Origin of the sequence: Butyrivibrio sp. FC2001 (genome assembly GCF_000424125.1) — a bacterium.
GTDB lineage: Bacteria > Bacillota > Clostridia > Lachnospirales > Lachnospiraceae > Butyrivibrio.
On sequence record NZ_AUJH01000011.1, the window covers coordinates 84239 to 103630 of the forward strand.

Here is a 19392-nt window from a genome sequence, read left to right on the forward strand (position 1 = left end):
TTGTATAATTCTTATTCGCAATAACCGACAGTTCATTTGTACCTTCCTGTCGTTAAACAAAACCAGGACTACATGGAATAATTATGTCTATTTATGTGGCTCTGCGTTTGCAGGGCCTTTTATTTTGCGTTTTTTATGGAGAAAAAATGAAGAAAATAATTATAGACTGTGATCCGGGAATAGATGATTCCCTGGCAATAATGCTTGCTCTGAACAGTCCTGAAGTTGAGGTTGTGGGAATTACAATAGTTGCGGGTAATTCACCGGTGGAAATGGGCTTTGAAAATGCGAAGAAAGTGCTTAGTTTCCTTGGAAGACTTGATGTTCCTGTTTATGCAGGGGCTTCTAAGCCAAGAGTTAGGGAGTATGTAAATGCGCTGGATACTCACGGTGAGGATGGCCTTGGAGAGAGCTTTTTACCGGATGTGGAAGGACAGGATATTCCTGAAAAATCAGCTGTTCAATTCATGAGAGAAGTCCTTATGGAAGGTGATGTATCGGTAGTAGCATTAGGGCCGTTAACTAATCTTGCCAAGCTTATCGATGAATGCCCGGATGCTTTCCTTAGTATAGAGAGGCTAGTTTCCATGGGAGGGAATTTTAGAAGTCATGGAAACTGTTCTCCGGTGGCAGAATACAATTACTGGGAAGATCCTGACAGTGCTAAGCATGTTTTTGACTTTCTCTATAAGAACAATAGAGAGATAGAGATGGTAGGTCTTGATGTGACAAGAAAAATCGTCCTTACACCTGAAATATTGGAAGACATGAAAAACGCTAATGAGGTGGTAGGAGATTTTGTAGAGAAGATCACAGATTTCTATTTTAAGTTCCATTGGGAATGGGAGCACATTCGTGGCTGCGTAATAAATGATCCGCTGGCTGTTGCACAATTTATAAATCCGGAGATTCTAAAGGGGATACAGGCGTTTACTGAGGTTGAAACAGGCGGAATCAGTATGGGACAGACTGTTGTTGATTCCATGGGATTTTACAAAAAAAGCAGTAATGCGAAGATTTTTACTGAAGTTAATGTAGAAGCTTTTTGGGAACTGTTTTTAACAAGAATTCTTAATGTTTCCTCAGAGGAATATGGGAAATTGTTTTCAAAATATTTTTAATTCATGAAGGAGTATATGAAAAAATGAATACAAATGTAAAGAAACTTACAATGATTGCTGTTGCGGTGGCTATTAACATAGTGGGCAGTAAGATTTCACTGCTGTTTAGCCTTCCGATTTTTCTTGATAGTATAGGAACTATGCTTGCAGCGATAGTTTTAGGTCCCGTTGCAGGAGGAGCTGCAGCATTGGTTGGCGGACTGATAAATGGTGTGCTTGGTGATGTTTATGCTATATACTTTTCATTCAGTGGCGTTGTTATGGGTGTGATTGCAGGATGGTTATTCCATAACAAGAAGAGCACAGTTGTATCAACTCTTTGGAAAACATTTGTTGTAGTACTTCCGGCATCTGCACTGTCTGCATGCATTGAGACCTTCCTGTTTGGTGGAATTACTTCTGCAGCATTTACAACCTTCATAGTTCAGGCTTTGGCTCAGACAGCACTTAAATTATTTGGAGGAGCCTTTGTTACACAGCTTGTTACTGACTATATCGATAAACTGATCGCGATTGTACTGGTTATTGTATGTTCAAAGAGACTTCCTTATGAGATGACGCATTTTGAAACTCAGAATTGTGACTAATGATAGTTACCAAATAAAGTTTGATTTTAGCTGCTCACCATTATCAATTAAAAGATCCTGACCAGTCATGCTTTGATTTACATTGGTTAGGAAATATGAGAAATCCGCAATTTCTTCGGCTGATGCCCAGCGATGGAGAAGGGTTTCGTCAAGGCATTGCTCCATGAGGTTTGGATCATCGATAATATGAGCATTAAGAGGTGTGTATACGCCTCCCGCAGAGATGCTGTTACAGGTAGCGCCGTATTTCGCAAGTCGAAGTGCGGCGTTTTTCATATATGTAACAACTCCACCCTTGCTGGCTGCATATTCCGGGAATTCAGCTCCATTGGATGCGCTGGAGGATGCCATAAAAAGTACAGAGTGAATGCTGTTCTGAAAAGCATATTTTTCAGTGACTGCTATTGTGGCTTTCAAATTAGTGTCTATAACAAGAGGGCCGTCCTGGATTCCTGCATTATTAACCAAAACTTCAATATCGTTCATTTCAGGAAGTTCACCTGTTATGTCAACGAGCATGTGTGTATAGGAAGGCGCAGAATAATCGGTGCCCATAATATCAAAACCTATGACCTCATGACCCATATCAACATATTTTTTTGCAAGTGCAAGACCTATTCCACGGCTTGTTCCGGTGATAAGAATTTTCATAAATTTATACAATTCCTTTCAATTATTATAGACGCTGTTAGTATAGCATTTTTGAGGCTTTATTGTATATGACGATCAGGACGCCCGGTTTATGGACGTCCTGATTATTTGAGGAAACTTATTAAAAATATCAAGCCATTTTTGCAAGGTCAATCTGATGAACAGATCCTGCTTCTCCGGTGGACTCACGGAGGAATATACCGCTGGATTTAAATTGGGCATTGACCATAAAATCAGAGCCCTGCGAGGTAAACCTGGTGTCAGCATGACCAAGGTAAATAGCACCTACATCGGCTTCCTTTAATGTCATCAGAGTATCCTTTCCATCCTCGCCTCGGCACCATACCCTGAGCTTTTCATAGATATCATCATTTTCATCAATCCAGTCGTTGTTATCACTGTTTAGCTCAGCAAGGTCGGCAAAGCCGTTGCCGCTTCTTGTGCCAAAGAGCTCAGACCCGTCATTTATTATTCCGTCTCCGTTCCTGTCATAGGCTAGAAAACCGCTTCCGGGGGCAATATTCTTGACCTCTTCCTCAGTACCATCTGCATCCAGGTCGAAGGAGAAGGTCTGATCGGATATCTCGGTTACTCCTGAGCCTACGTTTATAACGAGGGGATCAATAAGCTGAACGGGACTGATGTTCATAACGCCGATAGCTTCAGTGAACTGCCTTGTCATGTTTATGTTTACTCCGAAGTTAATCTCTCTGCCATCATCGGTTTTGGCAATTCCCTGAGCCTGAAAAGCTGTTTGCTCGACCTCTGTGTGAATATATGTCGTTGTTGAAACCGACATCCACTGATAGGAGCCCTGATTCATCTGCGTGCTCAGGCTGCGCATATATTCCTGCATTCGCATCTTGCCGGCCCCTCTGGTATTTCCGTATAGAATCTGCATGATATTTAGGATTCTTTCCATTATCTGCATACGAATGTTTTCGATTTCGGATACTTTGTTCAGGAGGGGCATATTTTCCTGAACAGCGAATTCTCCATCGGCATTGTAGTTGGTAAATAATGTCTTTTCCTTTTTGTTATCAATATCCTGCACATCCTGATTTTTCTTATCTTCATCATCTTTGCTCTTTTTAAGACCCAGTGCCTTCTTAAAATTGGGAGCTTCCGTTCCCATAATTGAAGCAAATACACTCTTTTCGTGAGAGATGCTGAAGGTTTCCTGATACCTCCTTTCTGAAACAAGGTTAACTGTGCTGTCCGCAATTCTCATAAGCAAACCCTCCAAGCTGTGACTTGCGGCTTCCGTGCCTGATGAAAAAATGTAGCATAGGACTTCGGCTTCGAAGTCCCCGCGCGCCAGCTACGTCTTTAAAACGAAAAAACCAGGCCTAACCCTGTTCTGGGTCTGCCCGGTCAAAATTGAGACTAAAATGGCTCCGCCATATCAGCTCACCATATATTTCGGTCTTTATTCCATATTCTTTAGTGTGAATTAAAAATGTATGATGCATCATGAAAAACAGCAAATAAAAAAGCCCATTAATCTCTGGGCTTTAAGTAGAAGTTTCCCTGAACTCTGTCAGTACGGATTGAATTTATAAATGCATGTTCGTCTAATTCCTTAATGGCAGGTATGAGCTTTCTTGTGTCAGAGGCACTTACCACGGAGTAAACGACCATTTTGTTGTTGTGTTCAAAGGAGCCCTCGCCGTGCATCAGAGTAGCACCATGGTTACTTACTCTATAGATGACTTCGCAGACCTCAGCAGGCTTGTCGGTGATGATGAAAAGCGTTTGCTGCTGATAAGTCCTGTACATAATGTGAAGAACCTGCGTTGATACATACTGGAAAATGATGGAGTACAGAGCCTTGTCCCAACCGAATAAAAGACCTGCAACCGTAAGGATTACACAGTTTACTGCCAGTATAATGGGGAAAGCATCAATTCCTTTTCTTTGTGACAAGAAAATTGATATAAAGTCGGTTCCTCCACTGGTGGCATCGACCATAAGGCATATAGATAAGGATACACCTGCAAAGATTCCGCCGAAAATTGCGATAAGAAGCGGATCATCGGTTATGGAAAGGTCGGGTAAAAGGTCGATAAAGAAACCGTTACAAAGAACCATAATCATTGAATATATAGTGAATTTTTTACCTACATAACGAAAACCGATATAGATGGGTATTATGTTCAGAATAACATTTATGGGCGTGTATGGGATTTTTAATGAAAAGAATTTCAGGGCGATACGCTGAATGATAATAGTAAGACCCTGAGCTCCGCCGGGGTAAAGGCCGCCTGCATTGACAAATATCTGGATATTTAAGGCCATCAAAAAAGCAGCTAAAAGAACTACTAAAAGCCTGATGCTGCCACGTTTGAAATCTAACTTCATTAGTTAAAAGCTCCCTGCAAAACTAAAATTTTGAAATAACATTTCTATAGGTTATAATACAATATTGGAATGGAGATTGAAACATGGAAAACAATAATTATGTAAGAAAAAAGCGAGGAATATATGAGTTTTTTTTCAAGAGACTTATAGATATAGTTCTTTCTTTGACAGTGCTTATCTGTCTTAGCTGGTTATATCTTATACTTGCGGTTCTGGTGAGGGTTAAGCTTGGAAGCCCTGTGATATTCAGACAGCCCAGACCCGGTAAGGATGAAAAGGTCTTTAACCTTTATAAATTCAGGACCATGACGGATAAAAGGGATGCAGAGGGGAATCTTCTTCCCGACGAGGACAGACTTCCTGCCTTTGGTAAAAAGCTCCGTGCCACAAGCCTTGATGAGCTTCCGGAATTTATCAACATTTTAAAGGGAGACATGAGCTTTGTAGGACCAAGACCTCTTTTGGTAAAATATCTTCCTTTATATAATACGGAGCAGAAGAGAAGACACGAGGTAAGGCCGGGACTTACCGGATGGGCGCAGGTCAACGGAAGAAACCTTCTTAGCTGGGAGGACCGCTTTGAAAAGGACGTTTACTACGTTGATCATCTTTCCTTTTTAATGGATTTAAAGATAGTTTTCATGACGGTTGCAGTTGTGCTCAGGCACAATGATGTAAACAGCGCAACGGATGCCACTATGGAGGCATTTACAGGCACACCGGAGAAACGAGAGGAGTAATACATATAATGAACATTTTGTTTACTAGCGTTGGAAGACGCTGCGAGCTTTTAAAGGATTTCAGGCAGACACTGGGCGATGATATTAAGATTGTTGTTACCGACAACAGCCCTTATGCGCCGGCACCTGCTTTTGCGGACGTTGTTTACGGAGTTCCACTTATAAATGACATCACATATATCCCTACAATTCTTGAGATCTGTAAGGCAGAGAAAATCGATGCGATCACAACACTTATCGATCCTGAGATTTCAATTCTTGCAGACCACAGAGCTGAGTTTGATGCCCTTGGGGTAGAGGTTCTTGCTCCTTATAAGGAGACAGCAGATCTTTGCTTTGATAAGTATGAGATGTTCAAATATCTTAAGGAAAAGGGTGTGCCCACAGTTCTGACCTATGGAACCTTTGCTGATTTCAAGGAGAGCTATGATAGAAACGAGATCAAGTTCCCTGTTTTCGTAAAGCCAAGAACAGGAAGCGGCAGCGTTGGAGCAAGGAAGGTTGAGAGCCTTGAGCTTCTTGAGGAGCTTACAGCAAGAGATCCTTCACTTATCATTCAGGAATTCATGGATGGTAAGGACATGGACGCAGATGTGTATGTTGATACCTTTACACATGAGCCTGTAGCCATTTTCTCCAAGAAGAAGATATCAACCACGATCGGAGGCGCTAACAAGACAATATCCTTCAAGGATGAGGCACTTTTCGATTTCGTGAAAAATGCAATGAAGCACTTCAAATTCAACGGACCTCTTGATATGGACCTTTTCTTCAAGGATGGTCAGTACTACTTATCAGAGATCAATCCCAGATTCGGTGGTGCATATCTTCATGCGTATGGCGCAGGAGTTGATTTCCCTAAGCTTATCTATACAAACGTTGTGGAGAAAAAGGCAAATACTCCCATTATCGGAGAGTACGAAGAGGATGTCTGCATGCTTATGTACGACAGTGTCGTAATTGAGAAGCTTGCAGATCTTGAAGGACGTATGAAGAAGGTATAACTAATGCGAATTTTGATAATGGCCAATTATGCAAACGGCCTGTTTCTTTTCAGGAAGGAGCTGCTTAAATCCTTTCTGGATGCGGGGCATGAGGTTCTGATATCCGTTCCGCCAGATGAAAACTGCGTAAAACTTAAGGATTACTGTACAAAGCTGATAGAGACTCCCCTGGAGAGACATGGAAGTAACCCTGTTAAGGATTACGGACTTTTTAAAAAGTATAAGAAGATGCTTAAGGATGAAAAGCCCGATGTAGCTCTGTGCTACACCATAAAGCCCAATATCTACGGAGCTCTGGCCTGCAGACTTTCTAAGGTTCCGTATATCTGCAACATTACGGGACTTGGTATGGCTATTGAAAACGGCGGCCTTATGAGTAAGGTTCTTCTAAAGCTCTACAGAGTATCAACAGGTAAGGCCAACAGAGTATTCTTCCAGAATGAGAGAAACCGGAAGTTCATGCAGGATAGAGGTATCGCAGTAAAAAACAGCGGCCTTCTTCCCGGCTCCGGAGTAAACCTTGAGGAGCATCCTTTTCATGAGTATCCGTCTGAGGCAGAGGGAATACATTTTCTTGCAGTGATAAGGATGATGCGTGATAAGGGAATAGAGGAATATCTGGAGACTGTAAAGGCGATAACTTCTGAATATAATAACGTATATTTTGATCTTGTGGGCGAGTACGAAGAGGATGAGAGAGCAAAATATGAGCCCATGATCATGGAGCTTGAAAAAGCAGGTAAACTCAAATATTATGGACACCTTGACAGTGTTGATCCAGTATTTGCAAAATGTCATGTAGTAGTTCATCCTTCATACCATGAAGGCATGTCAAATGTCCTCCTTGAGGCAGCAGCTTGCGGCAGACCAATTCTTTGCTCGAATATACATGGATGCATAGAAGCGATAGAACCGGATGTGACAGGATATACATTTGAGCCAAAGAGTACCAGTTCTCTTGTTGATTCCATAAAAAAGATGCTAGTCTTGGCTGAAGAGAAACGTTCTAAAATGGGACGTAAGGGACGTGAGTATATGGAAAAACACTTCGACAGACAACTCGTAATCAATGCATATAAAGAAGAACTTGAGAAAATTCGCTTAAAGTAAGATAATAGTAGTGTTCGGGGCAGCTGTCTTGAGCTTATCTTACACCAATGTGGTGGATGAACTAATAATAAAAAAGAGGTTTATAAAAAATGAGTTTATATGAGAAGCTCCTTTCAGGAGAAGAAAAGCTTTCATTAGTTGGACTTGGTTATGTAGGTATGCCAATTGCGGTAGCCTTTGCCAAGAAGATTAAGGTTGTCGGCTACGATTTTAATGCTGAAAAGGTAGAGCTTTATAAGAATGGAATCGACCCCACAAGAGAGGTTGGAGATGCAGCCATTAAGGAGACTGCGGTTGAGTTTACTGCTGATCCCGAGAAGCTTAAGGAGTGCAGATTTCACATCGTTGCGGTTCCTACACCTGTAAATGACGATCATACACCTGATCTTACACCTGTAGAGAGTGCCAGCAGAACTCTTGGAAAATACCTTACAAAGGGTTCAATAGTTGTTTATGAGTCAACTGTTTATCCCGGAGTAACTGAGGATATATGTGTTCCGATCCTTGAGAAGGAATCAGGACTTAAGTGCGGAGTTGATTTCAAGGTTGGTTATTCACCCGAGCGTATCAACCCCGGTGACAAGGTACACAGACTTGAGACTATCGTGAAAATCGTATCCGGTATGGATAAGGAGACCCTGGAAGAGGTTGCAAACGTATATAAGCTTGTAGCCCTGGCAGGTGTTCACGAGGCAGACAGCATCAAGGTTGCAGAGGCTGCTAAGGTTATCGAGAACAGCCAGAGAGATATCAACATCGCTTTCATGAATGAGCTTTCAATGATCTTCCACAAGATGGGAATTGATACAAAGAGCGTACTTGAGGCAGCAGGAACAAAGTGGAACTTCCTCAACTTCAGACCCGGCCTTGTTGGTGGTCACTGTATCGGTGTTGATCCTTATTACCTTACTTATAAGGCTGAGGAGCTTGGCTATCACAGCCAGATCATTCTCTCAGGACGTCGTATCAACGATGATATGGGTAAGTACATCGCAGAGAGCTGCGTAAAGAACCTTATTGCTCAGGATCTTAACGTTAAAAATGCGAGAGTAGCAATCCTTGGCTTTACCTTCAAGGAGAACTGCCCTGATACACGTAACACCAAGGTAATCGATATCTACAACGAGCTTAAGGAGTACGGTATCGATCCCGTTGTGGTTGATCCCGAGGCAGACAGCGCAGAAGCTAAGAGACTCTATGGCATTACCTTTGATAACATGGATGCAGTTAAGGATATGGATGCAGTTATCATGGCAGTTGCACATGAGGAGTTCCTTGACATCACAACAGAGGATATCAAGAAGTGGTACAACCCTGCACACAAGAGAAGAGTCTTCCTTGATGTTAAGGGAATCTATGACAAGAACAGTTTTGATGCTTCAGAGTTCAGCTACTGGAGACTCTGATTAAAAAGCGAATAATATAATTACAAAGAAAACACTAGGGGGATATGCCGCCACCGACAAAGTGGCGGCGTTGTTGTATGAAGATTGTAATTAGACTTGATGACATTTCTCCGGGAATGGACATGGGTAAATTCAGAAGGTTTAAGAGGCTTTTAGATGAAAATCATATAAGGCCTCTTATTGGCGTTGTTCCGGAAAATATGGATCCCAAGCTTGAAAAGCGTGAGACCGATGAGGAAGAGGATGCGCCTGTCAGCAGAAACAGATCTACTGACCCTGATGACAAGATAAAGGAAAAGGACTATCCCTTCTGGCATCTTGTAAGGAACCTTCAGAGTGAGGGCTGGATAATCGCCATGCATGGCTTACATCATGTCTATACGACCAACAAGGGAGGTATGCTTCCGCTCAACAAGCAGTCTGAGTTTGCAGGGATTGATCTTGAGAAGCAGATAGCAATGATTGCTGAGGGTAAGAAGATTCTGGGAACCCATGGAATTGCCACGGACTTTTTCATGGCTCCAAGTCACAGCTATGATAGAAACACCATGACGGCTTTGGCAGAGAATGGATTCAGGCGTATTACAGATGGATTTGGTAAAAGGGCCTATCGCAGATTTGATATGACCTTCTATCCGATTTCCTTTAAAAAGGATGCAGTCCTCAAGGATGAAAGTGAGGGCTACACTACTTTTGTTGTTCATACTAACACATTAAATGGGGATGATTTTGCGTTCTATGAGAAGGTATTCGATTCCGGAAAGGTTGTGAGCTGGGATGAATGGCTCTCCCAGGATCCGGTGGAGGCTTCTGAATTACAGGGTATAAAGGAATATCTCATGGCACGCTTTAAATATATCGCCGTGCATAAAAGGTGGTAACAATGGCAGAACCTATTAGAATATTGCATGTATTTGGAACACTTGGCCTTGGAGGCGCTGAGAGCCGCATCATGGACCTGTACAGACATATCGACAGGGAACGTGTGCAGTTCGATTTTTTGGTGCATGCAGATGCAGAGCCCACAGGTAAAAAATGTCCGACCTCTGATGAACTTATGCAGGTAAGAGAGCCGGATTATTTTGATGCGACTGTGAAAAAGCTTGGTGGCAATATCTACGCACTTCCGAGGTTCCATGGAACAAATGCAAGAGATTATAAAAATGCTGTAAGAATGTTTTTCATGCAGCACAGGGGAGAATGGAAAATGGTGCAGGGGCATATGACCAGCACAGCAGCCATTTATCTTCCGATTGCAAAGAGCTGTGGTATCGGCACCACAATAGCCCATGCAAGAAGCGCAGGAGTTGATCCGGGTATAAAGGGCGTGGTGACAAGAATAATCAGAGCTCCTCTGGCTAAGACAGATACCTGCGATCTCAGATTCGCATGTACCGAGAATGCTGCAAGATCAGTATTTGGAGACACACTTACGGATGAGGGACTGGTAAGGATCATACCCAATGCCATCGACCTCAGAAGATTCGTATACAATCAGGAAATAAGAGATAAGGTAAGAAGAGAGCTGGGCTTATCAAATGCCATCATAATCGGTCATGTTGGAAGATTCCACTATGCCAAGAACCACGAGTATCTCCTTAAGACCTTTGCAGAGTTCTTAAGGATATTAAGCCATGATGATGCCAATTCCTTCAGCATGCTTCACGGAATGAGGATAAGGCTTCTGATGCTTGGCGAGGGACCTCTTATGGATACCATGAAGCAGCTCGCAGCTGACCTTCATATTGAAAAGCATGTGGTGTTCTGTGGAAATAAGAGTAATGCCAACGAGTATTATCAGGCCATGGATTACTTTCTTTTCCCTTCGAGATACGAGGGACTTCCGGGAACAGTTGTGGAGGCTCAGGCAGCAGGTCTGCAGTGCCTTGTTTCCGATTCCATAACACCTGAAGTGGATATCACACCTCTTGTAAGCAGAATGAGTATTGAAGAGCCGCCGGCTGTGTGGGCAAGAAAAATACTTAATGATCTCATGCTAAGGGATTATGAGGAGGCTGCAGAAGGAGAAGAGGTGACTCTTCCTATCGGTGACAGAGAGGCATCTTCAGAGCCGGTAATAGAAATGATCAGGAAAGCCGGTTTTGATGTCAGAACTCAGGCTCAGAGGCTGCAAAGCTTTTATCTTACAGGGAAGTTCTAAATGACTTCTATATAGAAACAGGAAAATTTTAATGAAACATCTTTTACTTATCGTGCCGATGCTGCACCAGGGCGGATTCGAGAGAGTCTGCGTGGCAACAGCAAGGCTGATGGAAAAATATTATAAAGTGACTATACTCATCTTTTCCGATAAGGACATAAACTATGATATATCGGGACTTGATGTGGTGAACATTGATGTGCCTGCCACAAGGAAATTCGGTAAGCTTGGCAAGGTAGTCAATGTTTTTCGAAGAGTCAGCAAGGTCAGAAAGTATAAAAAGACCCACAATGTGGATATAGCCTATAGCTTTGGCTCAAGTGCCAACTATGTAAATGTACTTTCAAAGGCCGGAACAAAGACCAGGGTTCTGACAGGACTTCGCTGTTCAACCGACATGGAGAATACAAGGGAAGTCAGTCTCTTTTGTAACAAGGCAGATCAGGTACTGTCCTGCTCCAAGGAGATCATGAGAGAGCTTCTTAGAGAGTATGATTATGAAAAGAGCAGCTATATCTATAATCCCCTTGATACAGAGATGATTAGGGAGAAGGCGAAGGAAGAGGAAGCTCTTCTTAACGCAAGCGATATGTTCGGAAACGGAAAGCTGTCTGATGATAACGAGGGAGGCTTCGTTACACTGATATCTGTCGGAAGACAGGATTACATCAAAGGCTTCTGGCATCTGATAAAGGCCTTTTCAATGGTACTTGGAAAATATCCAAATACCAGACTCTGGATAGTGGGAACAGGGGATTTTGGTGGCCCAAGGAAGCTGGCTGAGGATCTTGGAGTTGCTGAGAAGGTGTTCTTCCCGGGGCTTCAGAAGAATCCGTTCCCTTTCGTGAATGCTGCTGATATGTATGTGCTCAGTTCAAACCATGAGGGATTCCCCAATGCGATACTTGAAGCAATGGCACTTGGTAAGCCCTGCGTTGCAGCGGACTGTAAAACAGGTCCCAGAGAGATTCTTCTTAATGAGAAGGAATATGGGGAGCTTATCGCTGCAAAGCCGGATGGAGCTTCTACAGACAGGATAATAGAGGGAGAATTTGGTATAATCGTTCCCGACATGAATCAGAACACGGATTTTGACGCCTCCAACATTACTGAGGATGATAAGATGCTGGCGGAGGGTATCCTTAAGATGCTCTCTGATGAGGAAAAGATGAAGCATTATGGTGAGAAGGCCTATGAGAGGGCTCTTACCTACAACCCCGGTAAGTATGCCGAGGACCTTTTCGATATATTGGAAAAGGTTCAGTGAAATATATGTTAGAATTTAGGTAATTATGAAGAAAATCGCTTTTCATTTAAACAGCCTGGGACAGGGCGGCGCAGAGAGAGTAGTAAGCAATCTGGCCAATCAGTTCGCCAAGGCAGGTTATGAAGTATATATTGCAACAGAGTGGTTTGATGACAACGAGTTCACGCTGGATTCGCGCATCAAAAGGGTTCATGTGGGACTTCGTGATGAGGACGACAGAAAGGGAAGAGTAACAAAGTTCCTTCTAAGAGTTAAATACCTAAGAGAGTTTCTCGAGGAAAACCGCCCTGACGTTCTTGTGGCCTTTGCCCACAGGGCAAATTACAGAGCACTTATGGCTCAGAAGAGCACAAACACTCCAACTGTGATATCAGTCAGAATAAACCCTGTTGGTAATTATGATGCATTTTCAGATAAGATACAGATAAAGTGGTTGTTCCCCAGAGCTGCCGGCTGTGTTTTCCAGACAGAGGAGCAGAAGGCGTTCTTTAAGCCCTATCTGCAGGACAACTCAAGGATAATACTGAATCCCATAAATGCGAAATATCACAGAGCTGTTCATCCCGAGATCAAGGAAAAATCTGTGGTTCACCATGCAAGACTTGTAGATTTCAAGAACCAGCTTATGCTTTGCGACGCCTTTTTGAAGGTTCATGAGAAGCACCCGGATTATGTCCTTAGGATATATGGTGGAGGCTCAGAGGATGGAACCAAGGAAAAGCTGGAAAAGAAGATAGCTGATAACCATGCAGAGGATTTCATGTTTTTAATGGGACCCTGCAACCATATAGATGCGGAGATTCCCAAGGGCGAGGTATATGCCTACAGCTCTGATTATGAGGGATTTCCCAATTCGCTGCTGGAAGCCATGGCTATGGGAATGCCGGTGGTTTCTACAGATTGTCCTCCCGGAGGACCGAGAACTGTCATCAGAGATGGCGAGAACGGATTCCTGGTACCTGTTGGGGATGCGGATGCGCTTGCTGACAGGATTTGCCGCCTGATCGAGGATAAGGACATGGCAAAGCGCTTTGGACAGGAAGCTGCCAAAGTTTATGACATCGCTAACGCCGAAGCTGTCTATGAACAGTGGAGGGAATACTTGGAAGAAATTGTGTAAAGGAGCAGCCCATGTGCGGAATCTGCGGATATATATCAAGAAACAGAATAACTGAAGATGAACTGCGAGCAATGAATGACACCATGATCCACAGAGGACCTGATGACAATGGTGTGGAGCTGTATCCCGGGAAAAACGGTTACACCATAGGATTTGCACAGAGACGACTTTCAATCCTGGATCTTTCGCCCCTTGGGCACCAGCCCATGTCTACGGAGGATGGCAGGATTTCTGTCGTTTTTAATGGGGAGATTTATAACTTCCTTGAACTGAAGGAAGAGCTTAAGGGATATCCCTTTAAATCGACCTGTGATACAGAGGTTATCCTGGCAGGATACTTAAAGTGGGGAGCTGATTTTGCAGACCACATTCATGGAATGTTTGCTATAGCTCTCTATGACAGAGAGACAGAGGATATCTATCTTGTAAGGGACAGAATAGGTAAAAAGCCGCTTTATTACTGGCTTGAAGATGAAAATATAGTTTTCGGATCAGAGCTTAAGCCCATTATGAAGTGCCCCGGCTTTAATGCTGATATCAGGAAATCCATTATTCCCAGATATCTGTATCAGCAGTACATTAACGCTCCTGAAAGCATTTTTGAGAATGTCTGGCAGGTGGAGCCCGGTCAGATGATCGTTTTTAATAATGGTAAGCTCACTAAGAAAAAATACTGGGATGTTAAAAAGGCCTATAAGGAAAGATCAGCCTCCCAGATAAGCTCCTACGAGGAAGCAAAGGAGGGGCTTAAGAGTCGCCTCAAGAAGTCTGTTGCAGACAGAATGATAGCTGATGTGCCTCTTGGAGCATTTTTATCAGGTGGTTATGATTCATCACTTATAACTGCTTTTGCCCAGGAAAACAGTGATTCTCCGGTCAAGACCTTCAGCATTGGCTTCAATGTGCCTGAGTATAACGAGGCTGAGTTTGCTAAGAGAGTGGCCAAGCACCTTGGCACAGATCACACGGAGCTCTATATCGATGAGTCGGAGATGCTGGATCTGGTAGAGAGTATTCCGGATTATTACGATGAGCCCTTTGCGGATGAGTCGGAAATACCCACAATGCTTGTGTGCAAGCTTGCGAGGGAGAAGGTGACTGTTGCGCTCTCTGGTGATGGCGGAGATGAGTTTTTCTGCGGATATAATATATATGAAAATGTTGCGCAGGCTCAAAAACTCGATATGGCAGGCGGAATCGTAAACGGAATTGGTCAGATCCCTATGGGAGACAGTAAGCTCCTTAATAAGCTTCCCTTCAGGGTTCAGGTAGTTGCAGGTAACAGAGATCCGGAGACCAAGACTCAGTTTTCATCACCCAGCTATATACTCTCTGCACATGCATTTATCACAGGAAAAGAGGCTATGGATGAGCGGCTTACCTATGAGCAGTACATGAGCGGAGCCTTTGGACCGACAGGACTTTTTCCGTGCAAGTATCCTATCGAGTCATCCTACGAGGTGGCAGACTGGCAGATAAGGCGTATGCTTCTTGATATGGATACCTATCTTCCGGGAGATATTCTTGTGAAAATGGACAGAGCATCAATGAAGTACTCTCTTGAGTGCAGATGTCCTATAATGGATACAGAGGTTATGGAGTACAGCTTCTCCATTCCTCATAATTTCAAGTTTGCAGATGGTGATAAAAAGCATATCCTGAAGGATATTGCTTATGATTATATTCCGAGGGACCTTCTGGACAGACCTAAGAAGGGCTTTGGATGTCCTACCGATACATGGCTTAGAGGACCCCTTCGCGACAAGCTTATAGATTACAGTGATGTGAACTTCCTTAAAAATCAGGGCATTTTTGATGCGGATTATACATCACGATTTATCAGAAATTATCTGGAAAAAGGTGACGGTGGTCCTGCTACCGGAGCTAATTATTCCAAGCTGTCCTGGAGCTTTTTCAACTTCCAGCAGTGGTATGAAAGGTATAGATGGCAGAAAAGGTAACTATAAAGAAAAAGCATATAGTTATGTATATAGGCTCACTCAACAAGGGCGGGGCTGAGCGTGTCATGTGCAATCTGGCTGAGTATTTCTACGGTATAGGCTACAAAGTGACGCTTGCTACAACCTATTTGTCCGACGATGAGTATGAGCTTCCTCATGCTGCCTGGAAGGTTCTTAAGAGCGAGGACGATGAGAACGCAGTTAAGGTGCTTAACCCCGATGAAGAGCTAAGATATGTGGATTTACAGGGCGGTGAGCCCATGGGAATAGGCAGAATTTTCACGGCGCTTATGCCCTATGAGAAGGGAAACCGTGCGCAGAACTTCCATAGAAGGATTGAAAAGCTTACAAATGCCTGGGAGAGATTAAAACCTGATATTATTCTGTCTTTTCTTGGAAAAAATAATGTTATGGCACTGCAGTCGGCGTTATCGCTGGATATTCCTGTGGTTGTGTCAGTAAGGGCAACTCCATCTGAGGAGTACGCTACCCTGGGATTAAAGGCAGCCGTGAAGGTGCTGTTTCCCGCTGCGGCCGGTGTTGTGGTACAGACAACCGGTGCCATGGACTTTTTCGGACCTCTTATCAGAAATAAGTGCAGGGTTCTTCCAAATGCTATAAATGAAGAGTTTATGGCTCATAATGTGGTGCCTTTTGAGGATAGGAAAAAGGTTATCGTATCGGTTGGAAGGCTTGATGATAATAAAAATCAGAAGGTCATAATAAATGCCTTTTCATATTTTGTGAAAAAACATGCTGATTACAGGCTTATGATTTATGGCGACGGTCCTACCAGAGACCTGTTAGAGAGGCTCTGCGGCAAGCTCGAGATACTTGATGAAACAGGTAAGGGAGCAGACGGCAAGGTTACGTTTATGGGAAGTGTCGACAGAATTGCTGACAGAATATGCGAGTCTGAGATTTTCGTCCTTACTTCCAAGACGGAGGGTATGCCCAACGCTCTTATAGAGGCTATGTCACTTGGACTTTGCTGCATATCGACAGATTGTCCCTGTGGTGGTCCTGCAGACCTTATTAAGAACGGTAGAAACGGAATCCTTATTCCGATGGATTCTGATGTGAAGATGGCGACTAACATTTTTCATGCTCTGGAAAGACTGGCGGATGATCCTGCAATAGCAAGGAAGATGGGCGGTGCAGCCCTCAGCGTCAGGGAGGAGTATAACCCGGACAGCGTAAATGCAAAGTGGAAAGAATATTTCGAGGAACTTATGTAGGAGATAGCGGATGCAATTTAACTCATACATTTTTATATTGTGCTTTTTGCCGCTATCGCTGATATTTTACTTCGGCTTCCACAAAATGGGGCATAAGAAGCTCTCTTTAACATCACTTCTTGCCATGTCCCTTTGGTTTTACGGGTATTTTAATTCCTATTATCTGCTGATAATATGCAGCTCTATAGCGGTTAATTTTATAGTGTCAAAGGCTATGCAGCGCTTTGATAAGGGTGAAGCTGCAAAGAGAAAGCCATATCTGATACTGGGAATTCTGTTTAATGTAGGTCTCATATTCTATTTTAAGTATTACGACTTTTTCATAGAGAATATAAACGCAGTATTCAGAACGGATTTTAATTTAAGACACATAGTACTTCCGCTGGGAATAAGCTTTTTCACCTTCCAGCAGATATCCTTTATTGTTGATGCATACAGAGGGGAGACGGGAGATTATTCCTTTCTCGAGTATGCGCTTTTCGTGTCTTATTTCCCTCAGCTTGTAGCAGGTCCCATAGTTCTTCACTCTGAGCTTATTCCTCAGTTTAGGGATAAGAAAAAGCACAGCGTGAATTTTGACAATCTGTGCCGCGGAATTATGATGTTCACCCGCGGTCTTGCAAAGAAGATGCTGATAGCTGATATGTTCGGAAAAGCTGTGGATTACGGCTTTTCACAGGCAGCGCTTGTTCCAGTGGGAGAGGGTGCCCTTACTATTTCTGAGATAGTTATAGTGATGCTATCCTATACCTTCCAGATTTATTTTGACTTTAGCGGCTACAGCGATATGGCTACAGGACTTGGTGCCATGTTTAACTTTGATATTCCCATGAACTTCAATTCGCCCTATAAGGCCATATCCGTAGCGGAGTTCTGGAAGCGCTGGCACATGACCTTGACCAGATTCCTGACTACGTATATCTATATTCCTCTTGGCGGGAACAGAAAGGGAAAGCTCAGGACTTATATAAACACCTTTATTGTATTTCTGGTAAGCGGAATATGGCATGGTGCCAACTGGACCTTTATTTTGTGGGGAATGCTCCACGGGGCTGGACAGTGCATAAACAAGCTGACACACGGTTTATATGTAAAGCTCTGTGACAGTGTAAAAAAAGCTCCTATGGGCGTCTTTTTTGGCGGAATTATAAAGGTATGTAGCTGGATAGTTACATTCGTTTTCATAAATGTAGCGTGGCTTCTTTTCAGGGCAGACAGCGTAGCACAGTGGCTTCAGATTTTAAAGCGTCTCTTCGTTCTTAATCTGGATGTGAGATCTGAGATTGTGGAGGGCTTCAGGATTCCGAGATTCAGGTACGTGCTTCAGCTGCTTCACATGCCGAGTGCTGATATAAATGTGCTTATGACAGGCTGCATTCTCTCTATGGTGGCAGCTCTGATAGTTTGTCTTTGCTGCAAGAATAATTACGAGAGAAAATACAGGACCAGTGCTGCTTCGCTTGTATTTACGTGGGTGTTACTTGTGACCTGTATTGTGTCCATGAGCTCGATTTCGACATTTTTATACTTTAATTTTTAAAAAGGCTGAGGATTAATGACTTCAAAAAAATGGTTCTACAGTATTTTAATACTGGTTATAGCTACATTGGCTCTGGCAGCAGGGCTGGTGTTTTTTGTGGACCCATTTTTTCACTACAGAGCACCTAATCCGAAGCTTTTTTATAAGCTATATGACCAGAGATCCCAGAACGACGGAATTACAAGGAATTTCGACTATGATGCTATAATAACCGGGACCTCCATGGCGGAGAACTTCAAGGCTAGCCAGTTTGAGGGAGGACTAGGATTTAGAACTATAAAGGTTCCATACTCAGGGGCTACCTATAAGGAAATAAACGATAATCTCATAGCAGCCTATAACAGTGGTCATAACCCCAAATATGTGCTAAGACCCCTTGATTATTCACTTTTGATGAGGGATAAGGATGAGCTTAGGGATGACATGGGAGATTATCCTTACTGGCTTACAAATGATGATCCATTTGATGACGTGAAGTACTTACTCAATAAGGATGTTATTTTAAGGTATGCGATTCCTGCTTTGACCTCATATTTTCAGAGAAAGAACCCGGGATATACAAGCTTTGATGAGTACAGCTATACCGATGGGGATAATAAATACGGCAAGGAATACGTTCTCTACGGCAAAAAGGAATTTGTGGATCCCGACAGCTTTGAATTATGGATACTGTCAGATGAAGAGAAGAAAATGCTTGAGGGAAACATCGAGCAGAATGTGGTATCTCTTGCAAGAAAGCACCCGGAGACAACATTTTTGTATTTCTTCCCGCCCTATTCGATGGTATATTGGGGAGCCCTCTATGAGGAAGGGCAGCTAGATAAAATACTTGCTTGCAAGCAGGCTGCGATAGAACAGATGCTGGAATGTGATAATATACACATATACAGCTTTACCACTCATACTGAGATAACCGCCGATCTTTCAAGATACAGGGATCAGGCTCATTATGATTATAAGGTAAATGAATTTATAATAGATACTATAGTCAAGTATGAAAATGGCTATGAAAATACTGATATGTTTGAGCTATCAGACAGAATTACCAGAGAAAATGCCGATGGCTATTTTATAGAAGAAAGCTATTTACTTAATAACTTTGATTACAATAGCCTTATAGATTAA

General features: G+C 43.0%; 17 protein-coding genes. 14 read left to right on the forward strand and 3 right to left on the reverse strand.

What is annotated here, in order from left to right:
* Positions 1-146 precede the first annotated feature (146 nt).
* Positions 147-1121 carry a nucleoside hydrolase gene (locus G601_RS0105335; protein ID WP_026491725.1) on the forward strand — a complete coding sequence of 325 codons (975 nt, stop codon included), beginning with the start codon at positions 147-149 and terminating at the stop codon, positions 1119-1121.
* Positions 1122-1144: 23 nt separating this feature from the next.
* On the forward strand, positions 1145-1708 hold the full coding sequence (locus tag G601_RS0105340; RefSeq protein WP_026491726.1) for an ECF transporter S component: 564 nt from the start codon (positions 1145-1147) through the stop codon (positions 1706-1708).
* A 6-nt stretch (positions 1709-1714) separates the two neighbouring features.
* On the opposite strand, the gene G601_RS0105345 is transcribed toward G601_RS0105340, so the two are convergent.
* From G601_RS0105345 to G601_RS0105355, 3 genes are all read right to left on the reverse strand, one after another.
* On the reverse strand, positions 1715-2359 hold the full coding sequence (locus G601_RS0105345) for an SDR family NAD(P)-dependent oxidoreductase (RefSeq protein ID WP_026491727.1): 645 nt from the start codon (positions 2357-2359) through the stop codon (positions 1715-1717).
* Between the two features lie 130 nt (positions 2360-2489).
* Complete coding sequence (locus G601_RS24720; RefSeq protein WP_051205617.1) at positions 2490-3590, reverse strand: hypothetical protein; 1101 nt, start codon at positions 3588-3590, stop codon at positions 2490-2492.
* 269 nt (positions 3591-3859) lie between these two features.
* Entirely contained in the window at positions 3860-4720 is an 861-nt protein-coding gene (locus G601_RS0105355; protein ID WP_026664726.1) for a YitT family protein, read from the reverse strand.
* An 83-nt stretch (positions 4721-4803) separates the two neighbouring features.
* On the opposite strand from G601_RS0105355, the gene G601_RS0105360 reads away from it, so the two are divergent.
* The 12 genes from G601_RS0105360 to G601_RS22035 all read left to right on the forward strand — a co-directional run bounded on the left by G601_RS0105360 (position 4804) and on the right by G601_RS22035 (position 19392).
* A complete protein-coding gene (locus G601_RS0105360; RefSeq protein ID WP_196808817.1) occupies positions 4804-5460 on the forward strand; it encodes a sugar transferase in 657 nt (218 codons plus the stop codon).
* An 8-nt stretch (positions 5461-5468) separates the two neighbouring features.
* Positions 5469-6464: an ATP-grasp domain-containing protein gene (locus G601_RS0105365; protein WP_196808819.1), complete on the forward strand. Its 996-nt coding sequence runs from the start codon at positions 5469-5471 to the stop codon at positions 6462-6464.
* Positions 6465-6467: 3 nt separating this feature from the next.
* Positions 6468-7574, forward strand: coding sequence for a glycosyltransferase family 4 protein (locus G601_RS0105370; protein WP_026664729.1), 1107 nt, complete (start codon positions 6468-6470; stop codon positions 7572-7574).
* Between the two features lie 89 nt (positions 7575-7663).
* On the forward strand, positions 7664-8980 hold the full coding sequence (locus G601_RS0105375) for a nucleotide sugar dehydrogenase (protein WP_026664730.1): 1317 nt from the start codon (positions 7664-7666) through the stop codon (positions 8978-8980).
* A 77-nt stretch (positions 8981-9057) separates the two neighbouring features.
* Positions 9058-9861 carry a DUF2334 domain-containing protein gene (locus G601_RS0105380; RefSeq protein ID WP_026664731.1) on the forward strand — a complete coding sequence of 268 codons (804 nt, stop codon included), beginning with the start codon at positions 9058-9060 and terminating at the stop codon, positions 9859-9861.
* 2 nt (positions 9862-9863) lie between these two features.
* Entirely contained in the window at positions 9864-11141 is a 1278-nt protein-coding gene (locus G601_RS0105385; protein ID WP_026664732.1) for a glycosyltransferase, read from the forward strand.
* Between the two features lie 31 nt (positions 11142-11172).
* The gene (locus G601_RS0105390; protein WP_035790369.1) at positions 11173-12408 is read left to right on the forward strand and encodes a glycosyltransferase; all 1236 of its coding nucleotides are present in this window, start codon (positions 11173-11175) and stop codon (positions 12406-12408) included.
* Positions 12409-12433: 25 nt separating this feature from the next.
* A complete protein-coding gene (locus tag G601_RS0105395) occupies positions 12434-13528 on the forward strand; it encodes a glycosyltransferase family 4 protein (RefSeq protein WP_026664734.1) in 1095 nt (364 codons plus the stop codon).
* A gap of 11 nt (positions 13529-13539) precedes the next feature.
* On the forward strand, positions 13540-15489 hold the full coding sequence (gene asnB, locus G601_RS0105400; protein WP_026664735.1) for an asparagine synthase (glutamine-hydrolyzing): 1950 nt from the start codon (positions 13540-13542) through the stop codon (positions 15487-15489).
* Positions 15474-16727, forward strand: coding sequence for a glycosyltransferase (locus tag G601_RS0105405; protein WP_035790370.1), 1254 nt, complete (start codon positions 15474-15476; stop codon positions 16725-16727). The genes asnB and G601_RS0105405 overlap by 16 nt, the downstream gene beginning before the upstream one ends.
* An 85-nt stretch (positions 16728-16812) precedes the next feature.
* Entirely contained in the window at positions 16813-18267 is a 1455-nt protein-coding gene (locus tag G601_RS0105410; RefSeq protein WP_242834385.1) for an MBOAT family O-acyltransferase, read from the forward strand.
* 15 nt (positions 18268-18282) lie between these two features.
* The gene (locus tag G601_RS22035; protein ID WP_051205618.1) at positions 18283-19392 is read left to right on the forward strand and encodes a hypothetical protein; all 1110 of its coding nucleotides are present in this window, start codon (positions 18283-18285) and stop codon (positions 19390-19392) included.

Coding starts and splice junctions, on each gene's coding strand:
- G601_RS0105335 (WP_026491725.1), top strand. CDS start 147: ATGAAGAAAATAATTATAGACTGTGATCCGGGAATAGATGATTCCCTG.
- G601_RS0105340 (WP_026491726.1), top strand. CDS start 1,145: ATGAATACAAATGTAAAGAAACTTACAATGATTGCTGTTGCGGTGGCT.
- G601_RS0105345 (WP_026491727.1), bottom strand. CDS start 2,359: ATGAAAATTCTTATCACCGGAACAAGCCGTGGAATAGGTCTTGCACTT.
- G601_RS24720 (WP_051205617.1), bottom strand. CDS start 3,590: ATGAGAATTGCGGACAGCACAGTTAACCTTGTTTCAGAAAGGAGGTAT.
- G601_RS0105355 (WP_026664726.1), bottom strand. CDS start 4,720: ATGAAGTTAGATTTCAAACGTGGCAGCATCAGGCTTTTAGTAGTTCTT.
- G601_RS0105360 (WP_196808817.1), top strand. CDS start 4,804: ATGGAAAACAATAATTATGTAAGAAAAAAGCGAGGAATATATGAGTTT.
- G601_RS0105365 (WP_196808819.1), top strand. CDS start 5,469: ATGAACATTTTGTTTACTAGCGTTGGAAGACGCTGCGAGCTTTTAAAG.
- G601_RS0105370 (WP_026664729.1), top strand. CDS start 6,468: ATGCGAATTTTGATAATGGCCAATTATGCAAACGGCCTGTTTCTTTTC.
- G601_RS0105375 (WP_026664730.1), top strand. CDS start 7,664: ATGAGTTTATATGAGAAGCTCCTTTCAGGAGAAGAAAAGCTTTCATTA.
- G601_RS0105380 (WP_026664731.1), top strand. CDS start 9,058: ATGAAGATTGTAATTAGACTTGATGACATTTCTCCGGGAATGGACATG.
- G601_RS0105385 (WP_026664732.1), top strand. CDS start 9,864: ATGGCAGAACCTATTAGAATATTGCATGTATTTGGAACACTTGGCCTT.
- G601_RS0105390 (WP_035790369.1), top strand. CDS start 11,173: ATGAAACATCTTTTACTTATCGTGCCGATGCTGCACCAGGGCGGATTC.
- G601_RS0105395 (WP_026664734.1), top strand. CDS start 12,434: ATGAAGAAAATCGCTTTTCATTTAAACAGCCTGGGACAGGGCGGCGCA.
- asnB (WP_026664735.1), top strand. CDS start 13,540: ATGTGCGGAATCTGCGGATATATATCAAGAAACAGAATAACTGAAGAT.
- G601_RS0105405 (WP_035790370.1), top strand. CDS start 15,474: ATGGCAGAAAAGGTAACTATAAAGAAAAAGCATATAGTTATGTATATA.
- G601_RS0105410 (WP_242834385.1), top strand. CDS start 16,813: ATGGGGCATAAGAAGCTCTCTTTAACATCACTTCTTGCCATGTCCCTT.
- G601_RS22035 (WP_051205618.1), top strand. CDS start 18,283: ATGACTTCAAAAAAATGGTTCTACAGTATTTTAATACTGGTTATAGCT.